Raw genomic sequence first — 20,823 nt, 5'->3', positions numbered from 1 at the left:
ATTTCGTTTACGCATTTCGGGAACTAAAATAGTAGCTTTCCGAAGAAAACGATAATTCTGCAGAATTATTCTGTTAAGTTTAGAATAATCTTGCTAATAATCGCGCGGGTCATCTTCTACGATGGCGTAGTGGAAGTTGTCGATCCATTGGCCACGAATCGGGAGAATCTTGCGGCGCAGGCCTTCCCTTGTCATTCCCGATTTCTCCAACACCCGGATTGATTTGCTGTTTTCAGTTGCAACTCCGGCTTCAACCTTATGTAAGTTGAAATCTTCGAAGCCCAGTTTTATCAAGCGTTTGGCGACCTCGGTTGCGTAACCGTTACCCCAAAAGGCGGGATTGAGTTTGTAGTAGATTTCGCCCAGCCTGAACTTGTCATTCGAGAGGATAAATCCGGCTAGACCGATAAATTGATTCGTTTCGTTTAGCATGATTTTCCAGGTATACGAAGTTCTGGAAACTTTCAACTGGGCTTCAAACACCGGTTTCATCAATTGCGCAGTATCGGCAATCGAGTTGGGTAGGCCGAGTGTGTTGAATTCGTCAACCTCGGGAATAGAATGTAATTGGTGAATGGCTTCGAGATCGTCCGGCGATACTTCAATCAATGATAATCGCTCGGTTCTCACCGTAAGTAGAAGTGTTTCTCTCATTTCAATTTAAAGGTCTTGCGGATATTGGATTAAAGAAGGCAAATTACGTAAAATTCAGCAACAATGTAGGATTGAAGACTTTCCTGGATTTTTTTGTAATATTCAGAGATGCTCAATCACTTTCGGAACGAATATGATGAGGCCGACGGCTACAGCCGCAGCGGCAGCTATAAACACGGCACCTGCCGAAAGATCTTTGATTCGTTTGATGCTTTCGTGGAGATCCGGTTGCACAAAATTGCAGAGGTTCTCCAAAGCACTGTTGATTGCTTCGAGGGAGAAAACAAGTGCGATAACCAGGATCAGTGCCAGCCACTCGCCAGACGAAACTCTCAAGGCAATAGCAGCGAGAATAACCACGACGGTTACTGACAGATGAATGCGGGCGTTGTGTTCTTCCCCGATTAATATCTTTAACCCGTTGAGGGCATACTTAAAAGCTCTCATTCTGTGTTTGAGCGAAAAGGGGACTTTCTCTTTCATGCCATCTTTTTTAAAAACTGAACATAAATCCGAAGCTAATTCGGGAGGCTGATCGATCATTGTCATTCTTAAACGCGACATCTTCTGTGCCGATTGTTTCAGTTCCGTTAGTTTTGATGCGCTTGTTGCCCAAATCGAGTTCGATGCCGACTGTAAAATTGGGGTACGGATCCCAAAGGGCGTTTACGATCAGGTATTTGTGAAAGACAGAAGCATTTCCGTTTTTGATTGAGATTTGTGTATTAGTCTCCAAGTCGTTAATCGTGAACTCGGTGATGTCTGTCATTTTAAGTTGGGTGAGACCCCAAACGGCATTGAAGTGAACCTGTTTTGACAGATAATACTCGTAAGCAGCCCACCCACCATGTGCAAAAGTTGTTTGAAACCCATCTGCAGCGGGAAAGGCATCGTAGCCGGCTCCTCCATGAGCAACCAAATAGGCCGAAATACCTTTACCGGCAGCGTATTGAAACTGCCAATTGGATTCGCCCGAGTTGCCCAGCAAGCCGGAGAAAGCTCCGCCGTAGCCCATCAACTTATTTTCATCACCGTTTTCGAGGTAGTTAATTGCACGGAGAATCCCGGATAGGCGCAAATGGCCCTTGTTGAGGGCGTATCTCATGGCAGCTGCAAATTCCGGAAGTGTTGGATAGTTGTACTCGATCGTTGTCGCCAGATCGGGAAACTCCCGATAGTCGACAATGGGCGCCTGCAGAGCGATTTCATATCGCCATTTTGGATTTTTCAGCTCATTAAAATATTTGATGAACGGAACGCGTACCCAAATCCCGGAAGGAGGGCCATCAGAGTCCAGTACATTGGGCCAGAGTTCCTGATCGCCAAAAGCTTCGTAATCCTGGCCAAACTGCCAATGGCGGAAAATAATGTAAGCTTTACGGAGGCGCATTTGCCCGTTCTCGCCCCAAAAGTCCGATTCAACAAAGGCTTGAATTTTACCCCATTCAGGATGAATGTAAGTTGTGCTGAATCGAATTTGTGTTTGGTATAAATCGATGGCCAGGTTTTGACGGTTGTCGTCGTCGAAAACATTTATGCGATCCAGTTTAAAGGTGTCGTAGTCTTGCAAACCGCCGCGAATGTTATAGTAGCCATTCATTTTCATGTTCACACCGATCCAGGCATTGATCCGCGGTTCTCCGTTGACAGAATCAGGGGAGTGGACTTTAAATAATCTTTCCTGTGCAACTGCTGCCTGACATAGGCAACAAAAAGCAATTAATGTAATTAATCCTTTGTGCATAGCTGTTTGTTTATCGTCAGCCTCTTACAGCGCACATTAAAAGCACGATCAAGTTACGACAAAGGGATTGGCTATACAACGGCAGTTTTCAAAATGTTGATAATTGAGAACGCCCCGCTTTCGAATTTCAGAGGGGCGTTCTGGTATTTATTGTTTCGGTTTTAGAGCTAATCCTTCAGCTGTTCGTTTTACAGGTTGAATAGTGCCATCCTCGTTGAAATAGAGGTACTCAGCGCAAATTTCGCGTTGTCGTTTACGGTTTGGACAGGCATCCCCTGTATCAATCCAGCGGTGATAAAAAAGGAGCCACTGACCATTGTATTCGACAATGGAATGGTGGTTGTTGCTTTCGTGCTCGTCCTCCATAATTACTCCGTGGTATTTCCATGGACCCAATGGAGTGTTGGAAGTGTAGTAGGTGAGTACCCGGTTATCTTCAGGCATGGTATAGTAGTACAGATTGTTTCGTTTGAATACCCAGGGGCCTTCCCGTTTCGGTTTGTAGCCGCCCATGTCCATTGTTTTCAGTTCGCCTTTCACGCTCAGAAAATCATCATTCAATACTGCTACCATGTAGTCGCCACCTCCGTTGAAGTAGATGTAACCGGTCCCGTCGTCATCTACAAAAATACAGGGATCATTCGCATAGGGTTCTCTCCAGAGTGGAGCACCGATGGCATCTTTGAACGGACCTGTTGGCGAGTTACTAACGGCAATGCCAATCCCCATCCATTTGGTGCTGTTTTTCGGGTTTACCCGATCCTTGAAGCCTGTTCCTGCCGGAAAACAAAAGTAGTATTTGCCATTTTTATAGGCACAGTCAGGAGCCCAGGCAAAGTTGTCGGCCCAAGACAAATCATCAACCGAAAGGCACGGTCCGTGATCTGTCCAGTGGATGAGGTCGTCAGTCGAGAAAATGTGCCAATCCTTCATCCAGAAATCTTCCTGACATTCAATGTCGTGCGATGCGTAGATGTATAAACGTCCGTCATTCCACACATGGGCCGATGGATCGGCTGTGCGAATATTGCTGCCAAAATCCAACGGATTTTGAGCGAAAACAGCCATGGTGGTGATCGTGATACAAATCGTTAGTAGTGTTTTGAGTCGTTTCATATTTGTTTTTTTTTGTTTTCCGAATTTAGACAATTAAACATGCAAAGGGCAATCGGTGATTTGAAACAGAATAGGTTTAATGAACGATTCTGTCTTAATCGATTTTTTTAATTGCGACTTGACTGGTGTGAATGAATAACTTTCCACTCGTCGCCGGCTTTTTCATACACAAATGACCAAAGAAAATTCACCGGTAACTCGCGCCCGTCAGCCAGGTAAATAGTAGCTGAGCCGCTAACGGTCATCAAAGCCAGCCGGTCTGAAAGTGGGGTTATTTTTTTCTCTCTGATTGAAAATACCTGCCGGTCGATACCTTTCGCCGCGGTTTTCATATTGGCTATCAAGGTGGCATATTGTGCATAAAAGTTGCCATTGGTGATAAATCCAGCCTCACGACTGTCATCAACTCCGGAACTTAGTTTATCGTAGTCTAACTTTTCTCCGTAAGCCAGCATCCGGGCAAAGTTCGCGTCTATTTCTCGAATAATCGTGGATTCTTCTGGTGCGGTTAGTGATTGCGCACTGGCAGGAATTGCCACACTGAGAATGAGGAAGAAGGAAATCAAAATGGCGCTTCGGTTTTTCATGATATTTGGGTTTAGTTGATTTATTGCATGCGTCGTTTGCAACCAAATGTTTATTGAGCAATGAAGAAAACGACTTGTCAAGGTTTTGATTTTTTGCAATTTACACAAATTACCCCAATGTTTGGGCGACCGTTATTTTTTTAATGTTACCCCTGTTTTGTTTTATGTGGAATTTTAAACCAGAATGTAGATCCTTTGCCTTCCATACTTTCAACGCCGATCGAGCCTTCGTTTTTCGCAATAAACTCTTTACAAAGGATCAATCCCAGGCCGGTGCCGGTTTCTGCCTCAGTTCCCGGAGTGCTGACCGATTTTTCAATATTGAACATGTTTTCCTGCATCCTGGGCGAAAGGCCTATTCCCTTGTCTTTCACATAAACGGAAACGCCCTCGTCGTCTGAGTCTACTTCAATTTTTATTTCACTTCTTTTATGGCTGTATTTTATAGCGTTGGAAATTAAATTCATTAGTACGGTTTGGATCATTTTGCGATCAGCATACATCTCAGTGTATTCCGGAATAGATATTCTGATGGTCAGGTTTTTGGTTTGTGCCTGAATGAAGAGCATTTCCACCGTTGAATGAACCAGTTTGTACAAATTGAAGGTGGAGCGGTAGAGATCGATTTGCGAGAGCTGTAAGCGCGACCATTCCAGCAAGTTATTCAGATAATCAAATGTTCGTAGCAATGTGTTGTTAATGATTGATGAGAACTGCACTATATTCTCGTTCTCGACGTGTTCAACTTCTTCCTGCAAAAGACTACTAAACCCAATTAGTGCGCTGAATGGGTTTTTAAGATCATGCGCCACGATCGAAAAGAATTTGTCCTTGGCTGCATTGCTGGCTTTTAATTGGTCGGTTTTTTCCCGCAGTTCCCGTTCTGCTTTTTTGCGTTGCGTGATATCTCGAGTACTTCCAATAAGTTCTTTGGGAAGTCCGTTAGTGTCGAATACGAGTTTCGCAGCGACTTCGACATCAATGGGGGTTCCGTCTTTGCGTAGCATAACCGCTTCAAACATCTCGAATGGAGTATCTTCACTGTAATAGGTAATCGAATCAAGTGCTTTTTGAGACATCCGAATAAACTCTGAAGGACTGGCATGTGACGATAGGGTGCTTCCGATCCATTCGTCCTGTGTATATCCGAAAGTCTCGAAGACGGAGGGACTGACGAAAGTAAAACGAAGTTTTAAGTCCAGTTTCCAAATAATATCGATGGATTTATCTAAAAGTTCCGATCTGATTTTTAATTCCTGTTCCAGCTCTTTTACCCGGTTTTGCAGGCTTTCAAATGTTAAATTTTTATCCATAGTTCATTTTCAAATATCGATCTGGCGATAGCATAGGTTGCATCGCCTTTTCCCGTAATGTTGAATGTTTAGTTTGGTCTCCGGTCAAGTTTTTGCTGTAGGGCTATTCACTTGACCTAAATCTGGCAGTAGGAAAAATGACTATGGCAAATTCTAAATTTTCCGGTGAATTGTGTTTGGTTCTCGATCGCTGTAAGTAAAATGGTTACCGCGGGAACATGGAAGATTGGTTCCCCTAATTTAGGCAGATAGTTCATACATTAAACGTTAATTGAGAGCGTAATTTTGTCCTGTTTAGAGGCAATTTACAACATTTGAACCAAACAATTTGTCTGATTATCGAAGTTTTTTAGTCGATATATTGGTCATACAAGTAGCGCACTTGAGTTGTTCTAACGGAGACTAAAAATCGGAATTACCGACCGTGACCGGAAATAAAAAAACGCAGACCCAATCTATTCGAAGTAGACGGATCTGCGTTTTTTAGCAGTGATATTTGTATTATTTGTCCATTTTCAGCAGTTGCATAATTTCTTCCAGTTTGGGCGAAAGAACGATTTCGGTTCGACGGTTCAAGGCCCGTCCTTCGGGCGTTGAGTTGCTGGCTTTCGGTGAAAATTCACCTTTCCCGGATGCAGTTAGGCGGGTAGGAGCGATCTTGTATTCGTTCGTCAGGATTCGTACAATCGATGTAGCCCGCGCAACACTCAGATCCCAGTTGTCACGATAAACTGCAGTGTGAATAGGGATGCTGTCGGTGTGTCCTTCAACCAGGATATCGATATCGCGGTTTTTATCCAGAACACCGGCCAGCATTTTAATTGCTTCCTTCCCTTTGGCTTCTACCGCAGCGCTTCCTGACTTAAAGAGCAACTTGTCGGACATCGAAACATAGACTTTGCCATTTTTAATCTCAACCGATAATTCGTCGGAAGGGAAGCTCAACAGTGCATTTCGGATGAGGTCGTTCAGACGTTGGGTAACTGAGTCCTGGCGTGCGATGACGCTGCGGAGATCGTTCAGTGCCTTTTCGCGTTCCTCCAAAAGACGCTCTTTTTCATTCAACTCTTTTGTTTTCTGTTGAAGAGCCAGGTTGAATTGTTCTGATTGGGAGAGTTTTTCACCCATCAGCGCATTGTATTTTTTGTCAACGTCATCCAACGAAGTTTCCAAATCGCTGATATCCTTGTTCAGCACCTGGATGTCGTCATTCAGTTTCGCAATTTCGTTTTCCCTCATTTCTACGGTCACACAAAGGTCATCGCGTTCGTCGAGCAACAGCATCACCCGCTTGGATAAGAAATACTGGTTGTCGGGTTTGGTTTCCCCACATTTGTAGAAAGGTTTACACGAAGCAGCGCCCAAAGCAACAGCGCAAATTAGCAGGAGTACTTGTTTTGTTTTCATTCGCAATATGTTAGAATTTTTATCTGTACGATTGATTTGATGTTGAGTTCTTTATTTTTTTCGGAAGTTTTCTTATCAATTTTTATTCCAAGATTTGAGAAAACAAAGATTCACACAGATCAGCGAAAATAGAACGATAGAAGTTTAGATTTTTTTTGGGGAATCCGTTGAAAATGAAGATTTGAGTGGAAATGGTCTCCCTGGAATTGGTTAATTTTGGTTATCTAATCTATTCAACGGACGATGAAATCAAAATTCATTTTTCCAGAGCTTATTTTCAAATGCTCGATTTTAAGCATGTTTGTTTATGTCATGTTTCTATCAGCTTGTCACACGGCAGCTCCGAAAGTAACTGTTGAGGAACGGACTGTTGCTAGTAAAACGGATGCTTGGACAGTGGATGTTCAATACCGGGTTTTCGCTTCGTCAGATGAAGCTGTGAATGCGAGCCTTGAAAATTTGAACGTACAGCTTGAACGCTATGTATCTGCCATGTCCGATTCATTAAAGGTTGATGCGGAGGAAATATTCAAAAGTTTTGAGGCCGACAGCTTACCACGTCCTTCATGGGGATATGCGCTGAATGTAACGGACACCGTTTACATGGCTACCAGTGAATATGTCAGTGTTCGGTTGGCCGTTTACCAGTTTACCGGCGGAGCTCACGGGATGACCAATTTTGTAGCCTTTAATTATGATGTTGAAAATCAAAAGTTTTTGGAGACAACCGATTTGCTGGACTTTGAGAAAACGGTTGCTATAAATAATCTGCTAAAAGAAAATTTTGAAAATCCGGAACAATGTTTTGATATTGACCCGACACTGGATTTGGTATCGTCCATCAACTTTTCAGCTTCAGCAGCCTATTTTACCTTTGGTCACTATTCTTTGGGACCTTACGCTTGCGGGCCAGCTGAAGTGACTGTTTCTCTGAAGGATTTAGGTGAAAGTTTTTTGCTAAACGTGGCAAAATAGCTTTCATCGACGTTTTTGGGGAGAACTAAAATATCCCAACAAATAGGGATGGCGTAGTACAAAACAGTTGCCTATGTTTGTACCACACAAGATTAGTTAAAGATCAAGATTCAAACACTTCTTTTTTATATGAGGCCAATGGCCTCTTTTTTTGTTTAAGGGGGAATGTGAACTGTTCTACTGATTGATTTTAAGCTTTTTCACTTAACTCCAGCCAACGCAATTCTTTTTCATCGAGTTCGTCTTTCAGGTCAGCGTAACGCTGGCTTTTTTCAACCAACTCATCCGGAGACAGTTCTCCTGAGTTCATCTGTTCTTCCAGCGTTTCTTTTTCTTCTTCAAGTGAAGCGATGTCTTTCTCCAGTTGCTCGAATTCGCGTTTCTCGTTGAACGTCAGTTTTTGCGATTGTTGCTTTGGTTTCTGAGCGGGCGTTTTTTGTTCTTTTGCCTGTGCCTGAGCTTTTTCTTTTTCCTTCGCCTTTTCTTCTTCCTCTTCAACGCTGTTGCGGTAAATCGTGTAGTTTCCGGGGAAGTCTTTGATTTTGCCTGCACCTTCAAACACGAATAAATGGTCGACGATTTTATCCATGAAATAGCGGTCGTGCGATACAACAATGACACAGCCATCGAAAGCGGCCAGGTAATCTTCGAGCACGTTCAGCGTCATGATGTCCAAATCGTTGGTGGGCTCATCCAAAATCAGGAAGTTCGGGTTTTGCATCAGGATGGTGCAAAGGTACAAGCGCCGTTTCTCGCCACCACTCAGCTTTTCAATCAATCCGTATTGGCTTTCGGGTGGAAACAGGAAGCGGGTGAGAAGCTGCGTGGCAGTCATCCGGTTACCGTCTTCAAACGTCACCACCTCGGCAATGGCTTTTACCACGTCGATAACCTTGTCGGTTGGTTTAAAGTCCATGCCGTCCTGCCGGTAGTAGCCGATTTTGATGGTTTGGCCCCAATCAACAGTACCGGTGTCGGCGCTAAGCGATTCGGTAATTACATTCAGAAAAGTCGATTTTCCGGTTCCGTTTTTACCAACGATGCCGACTTTCTCGAAACGGGAGAATTTATAACTGAAATCGTCGATGAGTTTCAGATCTCCGTAGGCTTTTGAGATGTGATCGAGCTCCAGAATTTTACTTCCCATGCGCGATGATGCTATGCTCAGTTCCAGGTTGTCCTCGCGACGGCGGAAGCTCGCCTTTTCTTTCAAGTCGTAAAATGCATCAATGCGGTACTTGGCTTTGTGACTGCGGGCTTTCGGCATGCGCCGCATCCAGTCCAACTCGGTGCGCAGCAGGTTTTGTGCTTTCTCGGTAGAAGCTTGTTGCTGCTCGATCCGTTCCTGTCGTTTTTCTAGGTAGTAGCTGTAATTTCCGGAGTAACCGTAAACCTGGTTCTGGTCAATTTCAATGATTTCATTGCAAACCCGATCCAGGAAGTAGCGGTCGTGCGTCACCATGAACAGGGTACAATTGGTCTTTTCGAGGTACATTTCCAGCCACTCAATCATTTCCAGGTCGAGGTGGTTGGTTGGCTCGTCCAGCAACAGTAAATCCGGATTATTTACCAGAACGTTGGCGAGTGCCAGGCGCTTTTGCTGTCCTCCGGAGAGTTCGCCAACACGCTGATCGAAGTTGTCAATTTTCAGCTGGCTGAGGATTTGCTTCACTTTCACATCAAAATCCCAGGCATGCAGTTCGTCCATTTTTACCGATAGCTCCTCAATCGCTTTCTGGTCGTTGTGCTTCAGCGCGTTTTCAAACTCACGCACCACTTGCAACGCCGGATTGTCGGATTTCAATGCCTGCTCGAGTACAGTTAGATTGACATCCAAATCCGGGTTCTGACGCAGGTAGCCGATTTTTGTGTCTTTGGTTTTGGTGATGGTTCCGCTATCGGGCTCATCGTTTCCGGCCAGAATTTCCATCATTGTTGTTTTTCCTGCGCCGTTCTTGGCGATCAGGGCAACTTTCTGGTCTTTGAAAATGGTAAACGAAATACCTTCAAAAAGCATGGAATCGGCAAATCGTTTGGAAATTTGTTCGGCCTGTAAATAGGGAATCATCAGCAAAAAATTTTGCGCTAAAATAGGAATAATTTGTATAGTAAGCCGGATGCCGTATTTTTGTTTTATTCAGAAAAAACAGACAGATGCTCAAGAAAGAACGATATGAAAAGGTAATCGCCTATTTCCAGAAAGAAATGCCGATTGCCGAGACTGAACTGCATTACACAAACCCCTATGAGTTGCTGGTAGCCGTAATTCTGTCGGCTCAATGCACCGATAAGCGGGTGAATCAAATTACGCCGGAACTATTCAAGCGTTTCCCGCAACCCGAGCTGATGGCGGAAGTTGACTCGGCGGAGGTGTTTGATTATATCCGTTCGTGCTCGTACCCCAACAACAAAGCAAAGCACCTGGTGGGCATGGCCAAAATGTTGGTACACGATTTTAAGGGTGTCGTTCCCGATGATGTGAACGAACTGCAGAAGTTGCCCGGTGTTGGCCGGAAGACCGCCAATGTAATTGCTTCGGTGGTTTACGAAAAGCCGGCCTTTGCTGTCGATACCCACGTGTTTCGCGTGTCGGCCCGCATCGGGTTGGCAACAAATTCCAAAACGCCGCTGGACACCGAAAAACAACTGATGAAATACTTTCCGGAGGAAATCGTTCCGCTGGCTCACCACTGGCTCATCCTGCATGGGCGATACACTTGTCTGGCGAGGTCGCCCAAATGCAGCAAGTGCGGTTTAAAGGAATGCTGCAAATACTATGAAACGAATCAGAAAAAGGCTCTGAAAGCTCAATAAATACTGATTTTTCGGATGTTTGTACCATGCGTGTTAAGTGCAGTTTAAATGTGCTTATTTGGATTCATAAAAAATTAGGTACTTGCCCTTTGAATTTTTTTCAAAACTCGTACATTTGCTCGTAATCTTTAACTATAAAAAAGAAGTGTTATGGCTTATGTAATTTCTGACGAGTGCATCGCTTGCGGAACTTGTATTGATGAATGTCCTGTTGAAGCAATTTCTGAAGGCGATATCTACAAGATCGACGCAGATCTTTGTACTGATTGTGGCTCTTGCGCCGAAGTTTGCCCGGTTGATGCTATTTCTGTAGCAGAATAATATCGGACAGCATAAAACTTACGCCTGCCAACCTTAGTTGGCAGGTTTTTTTATGCCTTTTAAATTGAAACTTTTTTCGCCTTATTCCGCAAAATAACTCATGGTCACCAGCGAGTTAAAGTAGCCTCAGATGATTGCAGGAGGCAAATTTGAAAAGATAGTGGGGTTACCTTTTGCCAGAAAATCGTATATTGTATGTGACGGAGTGAAATATGAAAGCGTTTTTGATAGTTATATTGATTCTAATTGCACATCAGTTTGGGAGTGCCCAAACCAGCGATTCAACCGCAACTGACCAACAGCCTGTGAAGGTTGATCGTGTGTTCCCTAATCCGGTTAGCGATTATATTTTTGTAGAGCTAAGCTCTGATAAGTTTGCCAAGGCTGAATTTATGCTGATGGATGTTTTGGGGAACCCTGTGCAACAATGGGAAGCAGTCGAACTGACTCCCGGAACGCAAAAAATTCGCCTAAATTTGAATGACTTTCACTCAGGCTTATATCTTCTGAAAGTGAAGATCGGCAAAGACGTTTTCGTAAATCGCTTGCGAAAGGTCTAATTCAAATTCTTCTCCAATTTCTATAATCCAAGCTCAAATCGTGCGCGAATACCGAATTGCGGTGCGCCGATAACAGACTGTGGTTGTACTCGCCAAAGTGCTTCGACCCGAAACATACTCAGAATATTTTCTACCCCGGCTCCCAGTTCGATGTAGGGCTTTTTCATGTCGGTTATCGGTTCCGGGAAACTGATTATTTCCTGGTGCTTATCGCTAACCGATCCGACAAGTAGTTTCGCAGACAGCACTTCCCTAAAGTTCGCCTTTTTCAGTATCGGCACCCGACGGAAGAAGAAGCCATTCAAGTGGTATTCCAGGTAGGTGTGCAAATATTTGTCGTGCACATATTCCAGGTAATTCAACAGGTTAAAGTCGTAGGAATACAAACCATAGGTTTCGTTACCACGCGGAATGTCGAGCATGGTGTAGGGGAGTTTACCAAAGTAGGCGCCAGCCTCCACCGCATAGTCAAAACGAGTCATCCCAATGTAAACTTCCTGCTTGATGGTGGATGCGAGCCTGCTGTAATAGGATGTTTGATCGCCATGATAGACTTGGCCGACGCCAACGGTAAAGTGGACAATCGGAAACTCAGTTCCCATATACAATCTTAGAAAGCCATCATCAATCACCTTTTCTTCTTTTGAGAAGCGCGTATCCAGGTTGATTTCGGTGGCAGAAACCGAGCTCACTGGATTGCCGTTTCGCATAAACGGATAGTACATGGGCGAGTAATGGCGCGTATAGTTGAGGCTGAGTTTATTCATCAGCCCCGGGTACCACTCGTATTCGTATTGGGCATTGATTTTTTGTTCGCGGTAGATTTCATCCAGCGGATCGTGCTTCAACAGCTGCGAAACGAGGTTGTTCTCGGTTGCTGTAAAAGCGTTTTCGTAGAGGTAAAGAATTTTTTCGTTTTCGCCGTGGCGGATCATCTTGTCGTCGTAGCCAATCTTCAAAACTTGTCGGTTGATAGTTTTGAATTTGTAACCAACGCCAAACATTCCCGATATTTTTTGGTTTCGGGTACTGTACCCTAATCCAGCCCAAACCATGAAATTTTTGCTGATTTCGTCGCTTGTTCTCCCGCCAAAGAAGAATTTATTGCCTTCCACTTTATTGGTGTTGTAAAAGCTTGTAAACGGTCCGATTTCAAATTTCCCGAGGTCGTAGTAGCTTGTCATCGACATGTCAGCCAAGTTATTCAGAATATTAACCTGCTTGATGTCGCTGATGGAGTCAATCACCTGGGTGAACATGATTTGCTTTTGCGTGAGTTGTTCCATGCGGTGTGCCTCCCAATAAGCGGAGTCGCGATCGTAGGCATCCGGTAGTTTTACGGTTTCGTACTTTGCCCTCGGTGCACTCAATTTAATATCTCCGGGAGGATTGATCACAACATCGTCGATGCTGGCCGTTTGTTTATAATAGAGTGAAAGCCGTTTCGGATCTTTCTTCTGATTTCGGAACGGAATGTAATCAAACACCGCATCAATCTGGTTGCGCTTGTAGAATGGCGTCGAATCATTCACAAAATAGTAATCGCTATTCAGGTGCAGCCGCTTTAAAAAGTTGAGGTTGCTGGTTTGCGACAGTTCTCCATCGATCTCAACAATCGAATAATATTTGTTTTCCGAAATAAAATACCCCTTGAACGTGTTCTCACCGGCTCGTCTGGGTTGAAAGTGAACACGGTAGTGCATCACGCCGTCAACCAATGAGCTGTCGGCCAAAAAGTATTTGTAGTAGTACCAGCCATTGTCGGCCAGCGGGCTCACAAAGTTTTGGGTGAAGATATTGATGAAGTTGTCGTAAAAATTGACTTCCATGTCCAGCGCGCTCGTGTAGCCTGAAATTTCCAGTTGATCCAGAATTCCCACCCCGTTGGTTCGGTCGGCCAATACGGTAGATTTCTTTTTGGCAGGATCTCGCTGAATTTCATTGAAAACAAGCTGTTCCGAAAAATAGAGGGGTAGATATTTCGTGCTGTCTTCGGCCGTTTTGATCACGTTGGCGTTCTTCTGAAAAGTCTTCGAATTCTGCAGGTTATCACCGATGTTATTGATCTGGTACTCCCACTGAGAGTATTTCTTGTACGAGTACTTGTTGTACTGATCCGGGTTATTCGCCTTTTTGCGATCCATAATATGTCCGAATAATTCGCGCATTGGCCCTTCATCCGGAGCAACCTGAACCTCTGAAATATCGAATGTTTCGGGTTGCATGTTGATTTGGATGGTCTGCATGTCCTCTCGGGGAAGAAGCTTGTCAATTGTTTTGTAGCCAATTGCCGTAAAGTGAAGCGTGTCGGTCAGCGTTGGAAATTGAAGGCTGAAATGCCCCAACGTGTCCGTCATGGTACCGGTCGTGGTATGTTTGATGATGATGTTAACAAATGGAATAGGCTCACCGGTTGCATAATCGGTTACCGTGCCTGAGAGCATTTTTTGCTGTGCAAAACTTGTCGTTCCAGCCAATAGCAATGCAACAAGATGCAATGTGGCTACAAGTTTCCCCGCAAATCTGGAGGTCTGATTTGACATGTGTTGTTTTCTGTTTCTGACTCTTTGTTTTTCGCGCGCTCGGAAAACGAATTCCGCATGCTGAAATCCGATGTAAAAATGGATAAAAAAGCGACAGTATCTTCCATTGGTCGATAATTTCTCTTATTCTGTGAAATAATAGTTAATAGGTTAATCATCGGAAGAGCAGAATTTACAGGTACTAAACACTCTGTAGTGGCCTAAAGTTTCGCTCGGATTTGCTGCGGACGTTTTGGAGTAACGGACGTGCTCTCTGTTCATCTTTTCTTAATCGCTATTTTTGCTTAAAACGCACAATTTCATATTGTTAAAGCTACATTTTTGAATATGATTTTTAGCATCTAAATTTAATGGTGACTTTCTGAAAATTGTAGTATCTTTTTTTTATATGAGGATTGTACTGGAAAATATCAAAGAGTTAGTTCAGATCGAAGATTGTTCGATTCGTTACAAAGCGGGCGCTCAAATGAAATCGCTCCCAATACTGCATAACGCCTATTTGGTCATGCGCGACGGCATTATTGAAGGCTTCGGTGAGATGGACGATTTGCGCTCTGAAAAGCTGGACAATGATGTTTTAGTTGAGCTGGATTGCAGCAACCGGATTGTCATGCCTTCCTATTGCGATTCGCACACGCACTTGGTTTTTGGTGCAACCCGCGAAAGTGAGTTCGTTGACCGGATCAATGGTTTGAGCTATGAACAAATAGCTGAACGCGGCGGTGGTATTCTCAATTCAGCCTTAAAAATGGAAGATTATTCCGAAGAGGAACTATTTGACGATGCCATGCGCCGCCTGCATGAAATCGCCATGCAAGGAACCGGAGCCGTTGAAATCAAGAGCGGATACGGACTGAGTACTGAATCAGAATTGAAAATACTTCGTGTTATTCGCCGTTTAAAAAAGGAAAGTCCCATGGTTATCAAAGCGACTTTCCTAGGCGCACATGCAATTCCCCGAAAATATTGGGATGATCGTAGCAAATATATTGAAAAGGTTATTCACGAAATGTTACCGATCATTGCATCAGAAGATCTGGCTGATTACATTGATGTTTTTTGCGACCAGGGATTCTTCACGCCGTTCGAAACAGAGCAAATTTTGATGGCTGGCCTGAAATACGGGCTTCGCCCTAAAATACATGCAAACGAACTTGGGTTGACCGGTGGCGTTCAGGTTGGTGTGAAATACAACGCACTTTCGGTTGATCATCTGGAACATATGGGAGCTGAGGAAATTGCCATATTGAAAGGAACGGAAACCATGCCGACGGTTTTGCCGGGAGCAGCTTTCTTTTTAAACCTTCCTTATTCACCCGTTCGCAATATGATTGATGCCGGTTTGCCGGTGGCTTTGGCTTCCGATTACAATCCAGGATCGTCGCCTAGCGGAAATATGAATTTTATGATGGCGATGGGCTGTTTAAAATACAACATGACACCGGAGGAAGCCATCAATGCAACGACTATAAACAGTGCTTATGCTATGGGGGTGGAAGGAATGTGTGGCAGTATTTGCCGGGGAAAAATGGGCAATCTATTCATCACGAAAGAACTTCCCGGTTACACCAATATTCCGTATCATTACGCCAGTAATTTAATTGAGACTGTCATCCTTGACGGGGAAATAATTTAATCCGAGTTTATATGAGCCAGTTGATCGAATGTGTGCCCAACTTTAGTGAGGGACGAAATCCTGTTGTGATCAAACAAATCACTGATGCAATTGAAAGCGTGGAAAATGTGAAATTGCTGAATGTCGATCCGGGCAAAGATACAAACAGGACTGTTGTGACATTTGTCGGCAGTCCGGAGGCTGTCGTAGAAGCCGCTTTCCGAGGAGTCAAGCGGGCATCGGAGGTCATCGACATGCAAAAACACAAAGGGGAGCATCCCCGATTTGGAGCGACTGACGTCTGCCCGCTGGTGCCGGTGTCGAATATAACCATGGAGGAAACCGTTGAATATGCGCGAAAATTGGCGAAACGTATCGGGGACGAATTGGGTATTCATGTTTATTGTTATGAATTTGCGGCGCAAAATGAAGAGCGGCGCAGTTTGGCCAATTGCCGTTCGGGTGAGTACGAAGGGCTGCCAAAGAAATTGCAGGATCCCAATTGGAAACCCGATTTTGGGCCGACTGCCTTCAACGCAAAATCCGGCGCCACAGCCGTGAGCGCCCGTAATTTTCTGATTGCGTATAACGTCAATCTGAACACAACTTCTACGCGACGGGCTAACTCAGTTGCGTTTGATGTGCGCGAAGCCGGTCGCGTTTTGCGTGAAGGTGATCCGGTAACCGGGAAAGTTGTCAAGGATAAAAATGGCGTGGCTGTTCGCATTCCGGGAAAGTTGCGGAAAGTCCGGGCGATTGGGTGGTTCATCAAGGAATACGGAGTGGCGCAAATCTCGATGAATTTGACAGATATTACGATTACCCCAATTCACAAGGCTTTTGAAGCTGTTTGCGAAAGTGCGCAGGATCGCGGAATGCGAGTGACCGGCTCGGAGTTAATCGGGCTGATTCCGTTGAATGCGATGCTGGAAGCTGGTAAATATTTCCTTCGGAAGCAACAACGTTCAACCGGGGTTTCAGATGAGGAATTGATTAACATCGCTGTGAAATCGATGGGCTTGGATGAATTGGCTCCATTCAACCCGAAGGAGCGGATAATTGAATATCAACTCCGATCTGATCGATCGCTTCTGACTGATCTGAGTTTGGAGGCTTTTGCCAACGAAACAGCCTCTGAATCGCCGGCACCAGGCGGAGGTTCGGTCGCTGCATACGTTGGTAGTTTGGGAGCTGCTCTTTCCGGAATGGTTGCCAACCTGTCTTCGCACAAGCGTGGCTGGGATGAGCACTGGAAAGAGTTTTCGGATTGGGCGGAAAAGGCAAAAGGCTTTCAAAATAAATTACTCGAATTGGTCGATGAGGACACTGATGCTTTTAAGCGGATTATGGAGGCATTTAAAATGCCGAAAGGAACCGATTCCGAAAAGGTGGTCCGTTCAGAAGCCATACAAACTGCCACCTTGTTGGCAATAAATGTTCCGCTCACTTTGATGGAGACTGCCTATGCATCGATGGAAGTGATTCAGGCCATGGCTGAGCATGGAAACCCGAATTCCGTTTCAGATGTTGGTGTTGGTGCACTTTGTGCTCGCACGGCGGTTCAGGGAGCTTACCTCAATGTGCTGATTAACCTGGGCGGACTTGAAGACAACGTAAAATCAGACGAGTTAAAACACCGGGCTGAGGGACTACTTTACCGCGCCGAATTTAAAGAGCAGGAAATTTTGAAACTTGTTTACGAGAAGATTGGCTGATCGCAGCAATTTAGATAATGAAAAAGCACTCATTCAGAGTGCTTTTCTTATATTGGTTCTTCCCATAGGGCTCTTCGAAGTCGTTGTTGACGTCCTTTAAAAATGTATAATAGAGGGCCGATTACCGGTAGCAGAATAATGATAGTTGCCCAAACATAGCGTTTGTTCCCCTCAAACTCGTTTCTGAAAACACTCAATAATGCCATCGCCGGCAACAGAATCAAAACCACAAACAAAAATTGAATGGTCAAGATGTAATTCGAATTAATCATTAATAAATCTAAATTCATCGCTTCGCATTTTTCTACCACTAATTTAAGACTTATTGAGGGGTAAAGTCAATAGCTAAATTTGAAAGTTATTCAACATAAATGTTAATAACATTAAAAAGCAGTGATGAAAACAGATTTTTGTTGCTATTTTTCTTTTGGATATTCGATGCGGACGTGATAAATATTCATCAGTTTTTCCAATAACGTTTCTTTAATCAGCGTGATGTCCCGTAAGGTTAGATCGGTGTTGTCCAATTGACCATCGTCGAGTTTTTGCTGCACCATTTTGCCGATCAACTCGCGAATATTGTCGTGCGTCTTTTCTTTCAACGCCCGTGTAGCAGCTTCAATGCCGTCAATAATCATTACTACGGATGTTTCCTTACTTTGCGGCCGTGGTCCCGGATAGGTAAAATCTTTCGGATCGGCTGCAACTTCGGGATGTTCATTCTTGTAGAGCGTGTAAAAGTATTTGGCCTGCATGGTACCGTGGTGCGTTGTTATAAAGTCGATCAGGATCTCGGGTAATTTGTGTTTCCGAGCCAGTCTCACACCGTAAGTCACGTGGTCGATAATCACTTTTGCACTTTCTTTATAGCCCATTTCGCTGTGCGGGCTCATGCCGGCTGACTGATTCTCGACGAAATAAACCGGTTGGTTTGTTTTACCTATGTCGTGATAAAGTGCACCTGCATATGCCAGAAATGGATTTCCGCCGATGCGGTGAATAACTGCTTCGGCAAGGCTGGCAATTTGCAATGAGTGTTGAAAAGTACCCGGCGCTTCCTCTGCCAATTTTCGCAACAGTGGCTGATTTGTATTCGACAGCTCAATCAAAGTAACATCGGATACAAAGCCAAAAAGCTTTTCGAAAATATAGATGAGCGGGTAGGCAAGCAGAATCAAAATGGCATTTCCGGCGAACCATTCCAGTTCGTCCCAACGAATAGCTTCGAAATTTCCTTCATGAATCATCGCCAAAGCCAGGAACAAGACACTGTAAGTTACAAAAACCCAAAGTGCGGTGAACACCAGGTGTGATCGGCGGTGCAATTTGTCGAGGCTGAAAACAGCAATGAAACCGGCAATCAGATTGAGGAAGATGAATTCGTAATTGTTGGGGGCAAAATAGCCAATAAGCAATGATGTTACCAAAAGTGCAAAGATTGCTGTCCGCGAATCGAAGAAGATGCGGAGCAATATTGGCAAAATGGCCAGGGGAACGACGTAAATGTTGATAAAGTCGTGCTGCAGGATAAACCGGAAGGTGAAAACCATGAGCACAATCATCAAAAGAATAAAGCTTAAGTGCCTTTTCTCGTTGAAGATTTCGCGTCGGAAATAGGCCAGGTATAAAATCAGGATCAGGATACAAGCCACAATCATGATCAGTTTTCCAATGATCAGCAAATAGCCATCAATATTTTGTCCTTGCTTGGTCTCATAACTCCTTTTCAGCGAGTTCAGAATCTGAAACTTATCGGGCGTAACAATATCACCTTTAAAAATAATCCGCTCGCCCGCCTGAACCATGCCTTGGGTTTCTGAGACCGAATTGACCAGTTTGTCCATTTCCTGCAAGTTGTACTCCTCGCCGTAATTGAGGTTTGCCTGGATAAAATCAGCTAAATTCATATTTTGGTTCAGCTGATTGTAGCCATCTTTTAAGAAATAGTGAAGCGTATCGTTTAACGCCTGGAAAGCTGTTTTCAACGAGTAAATCGAAGCTACCGGAATTTTCGAAACGGTCTTGTTATCGATGATGTACAGCTCGGTTTTATCCTTCAGTATCGGGTGGGTTTCCGGCGATTGAGAAATAATCCCAGCTTCGTAAACCTGCTTCATGATTACGGTAACGTCAGCAATGGTTTTATCGGTCAAGGTCGGTATTTCAGTGGTCAGGCTGATCAGCTCGAGCTCGAAATTCTTGCACTGCTGCATACTCACCAAGGTATCCATTTCATAATAAGGAATAAATTCCTTCTTGACTGAATCCCGTTCATTTTTAACAACTTCATCGGGCTTGTAAATCGCAAAGTTGAACGGAGCGATCAAGGTTTCGTGGCGCCAGGGAGCATTTTTTTGGAATTCATACCGAAATCGACTTTCCCCCGGAATAATTAAATACAGTAGGAAGATGGTGGCAGAAAAAACCAACGCGATAAACAAGATATGATAATACTGGCCCAGGCGGGTTAATAACTTTTTCATAAATACCTTTTTAAAGACCGATTCTGCGGGTTAAAACTAAACGTGATGTTTTTATCTTTGAGAATTAAAAATAACAATTTCTTTGATGAAAAGAGCTATACCCGAATAATTCAGGGCTTAGAAGACGCCAGTCTTAACGGGTATGCAACTATAAAAAGCAATTGCTAAATGAATTACGGAATTTCCGGTCTTAGTATTATTCCGGTCAGGAAAGAGCCTTCCGAAAGAAGCGAGATGATCACACAGATTCTTTTTGGAGAACATTTTTATGTGCACGAGCTGTTCATGGGCTGGTGCCGCGTGGTGTTGGCGTACGATGGTTACGAAGGTTGGGTTGATCAGAAGATGATTACTCCGTTAGTGGAGCGTACTTTTCTGAAAATTGAGAAATCGCCGGTGGCTGTTTGTACCGACATTTTCAACCTGATACCGATAGACGACGAGCAAAACATGATGATTGTTGCCGGTAGCTCGTTGCCGTGCTGGCGTCCCTACAAGCATGAGTTTTCGATAAACCGCGACGTGTATCGGATGACCGGTAAATATGCTTACAACCAACCGGACGAGCTTCGAAAGTCAATGATCCAGCATGCCCTGATGTATTTCAACGCGCCCTATTTGTGGGGAGGTCGGTCTCCGTTCGGTATTGATTGTTCCGGTTTCTCCCAGATTATTTATAAGATGGCCGGCATCAAGTTGCCACGCGATGCGAAAGATCAGGTTCACCATGGTGTGGCACTGAGTTTTGTTGACGAAGCACAGCCCGGTGATCTGGCTTTTTTCGATAACGACGAAGGCAACATTGTGCATGTTGGCATTATGTGGGAGAAGAACAAAATTATTCATGCCTCTGGAAAAGTGCGGATTGACAATGTGGATCAATTCGGTATTTTCAATGTCGATACCAAACGTTACTCGCACAAAATGCGTGTCATGAAACGAATATTACCCTAATGTAGGCTGTCTCTTCAAAATA

At 44.2% G+C, this 20,823-nt stretch carries 18 protein-coding genes; 7 read left to right on the top strand and 11 right to left on the bottom strand.

The window, feature by feature from the left end:
* Positions 1-93 precede the first annotated feature (93 nt).
* The 7 genes from BC643_RS04250 to BC643_RS04220 form a co-directional block, all read right to left on the bottom strand.
* Positions 94-654, bottom strand: a complete 561-nt coding sequence (locus BC643_RS04250) for a GNAT family N-acetyltransferase (RefSeq protein ID WP_120271917.1) — start codon at positions 652-654, stop codon at positions 94-96.
* A 102-nt stretch (positions 655-756) separates the two neighbouring features.
* Positions 757-1,101 (bottom strand): diacylglycerol kinase family protein, encoded by a 345-nt coding sequence (locus BC643_RS04245; RefSeq protein ID WP_211337980.1) that lies wholly within the window; start codon positions 1,099-1,101, stop codon positions 757-759.
* Positions 1,102-1,147: 46 nt separating this feature from the next.
* A complete protein-coding gene (locus tag BC643_RS04240) occupies positions 1,148-2,398 on the bottom strand; it encodes a hypothetical protein (RefSeq protein WP_147377140.1) in 1,251 nt (416 codons plus the stop codon).
* Positions 2,399-2,545: 147 nt separating this feature from the next.
* On the bottom strand, positions 2,546-3,514 hold the full coding sequence (locus tag BC643_RS04235) for a family 43 glycosylhydrolase (protein ID WP_120274137.1): 969 nt from the start codon (positions 3,512-3,514) through the stop codon (positions 2,546-2,548).
* 107 nt (positions 3,515-3,621) lie between these two features.
* The gene (locus BC643_RS04230) at positions 3,622-4,101 is read right to left on the bottom strand and encodes a nuclear transport factor 2 family protein (protein ID WP_147377139.1); all 480 of its coding nucleotides are present in this window, start codon (positions 4,099-4,101) and stop codon (positions 3,622-3,624) included.
* Positions 4,102-4,247: 146 nt separating this feature from the next.
* Positions 4,248-5,414: a PAS domain-containing sensor histidine kinase gene (locus tag BC643_RS04225; protein ID WP_120271913.1), complete on the bottom strand. Its 1,167-nt coding sequence runs from the start codon at positions 5,412-5,414 to the stop codon at positions 4,248-4,250.
* Between the two features lie 501 nt (positions 5,415-5,915).
* A complete protein-coding gene (locus BC643_RS04220; RefSeq protein ID WP_120271912.1) occupies positions 5,916-6,821 on the bottom strand; it encodes an OmpA family protein in 906 nt (301 codons plus the stop codon).
* 243 nt (positions 6,822-7,064) lie between these two features.
* On the opposite strand from BC643_RS04220, the gene BC643_RS04215 reads away from it, so the two are divergent.
* On the top strand, positions 7,065-7,796 hold the full coding sequence (locus BC643_RS04215) for a DUF4163 domain-containing protein (protein WP_120271911.1): 732 nt from the start codon (positions 7,065-7,067) through the stop codon (positions 7,794-7,796).
* Between the two features lie 190 nt (positions 7,797-7,986).
* On the opposite strand, the gene BC643_RS04210 is transcribed toward BC643_RS04215, so the two are convergent.
* Positions 7,987-9,864 (bottom strand): ABC-F family ATP-binding cassette domain-containing protein, encoded by a 1,878-nt coding sequence (locus BC643_RS04210; protein WP_120271910.1) that lies wholly within the window; start codon positions 9,862-9,864, stop codon positions 7,987-7,989.
* Between the two features lie 86 nt (positions 9,865-9,950).
* Between BC643_RS04210 and nth the strand changes: the two genes are divergently transcribed.
* From nth to BC643_RS04195, 3 genes are all read left to right on the top strand, one after another.
* Positions 9,951-10,610, top strand: a complete 660-nt coding sequence (gene nth / locus BC643_RS04205) for an endonuclease III (RefSeq protein ID WP_120271909.1) — start codon at positions 9,951-9,953, stop codon at positions 10,608-10,610.
* A gap of 150 nt (positions 10,611-10,760) precedes the next feature.
* Positions 10,761-10,931, top strand: coding sequence for a DUF362 domain-containing protein (locus BC643_RS04200; protein WP_107823877.1), 171 nt, complete (start codon positions 10,761-10,763; stop codon positions 10,929-10,931).
* A 224-nt stretch (positions 10,932-11,155) separates the two neighbouring features.
* Positions 11,156-11,491, top strand: coding sequence for a T9SS type A sorting domain-containing protein (locus BC643_RS04195; RefSeq protein WP_170154450.1), 336 nt, complete (start codon positions 11,156-11,158; stop codon positions 11,489-11,491).
* Between the two features lie 20 nt (positions 11,492-11,511).
* On the opposite strand, the gene BC643_RS04190 is transcribed toward BC643_RS04195, so the two are convergent.
* On the bottom strand, positions 11,512-14,034 hold the full coding sequence (locus tag BC643_RS04190) for a DUF5686 family protein (protein ID WP_120271907.1): 2,523 nt from the start codon (positions 14,032-14,034) through the stop codon (positions 11,512-11,514).
* A 388-nt stretch (positions 14,035-14,422) separates the two neighbouring features.
* Here BC643_RS04190 and hutI point away from each other — a divergent pair, with 388 nt between their 5' ends.
* Positions 14,423-15,670, top strand: a complete 1,248-nt coding sequence (gene hutI / locus BC643_RS04185; RefSeq protein ID WP_120271906.1) for an imidazolonepropionase — start codon at positions 14,423-14,425, stop codon at positions 15,668-15,670.
* Between the two features lie 11 nt (positions 15,671-15,681).
* Positions 15,682-17,364 carry a glutamate formimidoyltransferase gene (ftcD, locus tag BC643_RS04180; protein WP_120271905.1) on the top strand — a complete coding sequence of 561 codons (1,683 nt, stop codon included), beginning with the start codon at positions 15,682-15,684 and terminating at the stop codon, positions 17,362-17,364.
* Positions 17,365-17,411: 47 nt separating this feature from the next.
* Here the strand turns inward: ftcD and BC643_RS04175 are convergent, their stop codons facing one another.
* Positions 17,412-17,654 carry a PLDc N-terminal domain-containing protein gene (locus BC643_RS04175; RefSeq protein ID WP_147377138.1) on the bottom strand — a complete coding sequence of 81 codons (243 nt, stop codon included), beginning with the start codon at positions 17,652-17,654 and terminating at the stop codon, positions 17,412-17,414.
* Between the two features lie 126 nt (positions 17,655-17,780).
* A complete protein-coding gene (locus tag BC643_RS04170) occupies positions 17,781-19,847 on the bottom strand; it encodes an HD family phosphohydrolase (RefSeq protein ID WP_120271903.1) in 2,067 nt (688 codons plus the stop codon).
* Between the two features lie 168 nt (positions 19,848-20,015).
* Between BC643_RS04170 and BC643_RS04165 the strand changes: the two genes are divergently transcribed.
* Positions 20,016-20,801, top strand: a complete 786-nt coding sequence (locus tag BC643_RS04165; protein WP_120271902.1) for a C40 family peptidase — start codon at positions 20,016-20,018, stop codon at positions 20,799-20,801.
* The last annotated feature ends 22 nt before the right edge of the window (positions 20,802-20,823 follow it).

It is taken from the genome of Mangrovibacterium diazotrophicum, assembly GCF_003610535.1.
In the GTDB taxonomy this organism is placed as follows: Bacteria; Bacteroidota; Bacteroidia; order Bacteroidales; family Prolixibacteraceae; genus Mangrovibacterium; species Mangrovibacterium diazotrophicum.
The sequence above is the reverse complement of the archived record's forward strand: the minus strand, read 5'-3'. Positions and strand labels throughout refer to the sequence as shown.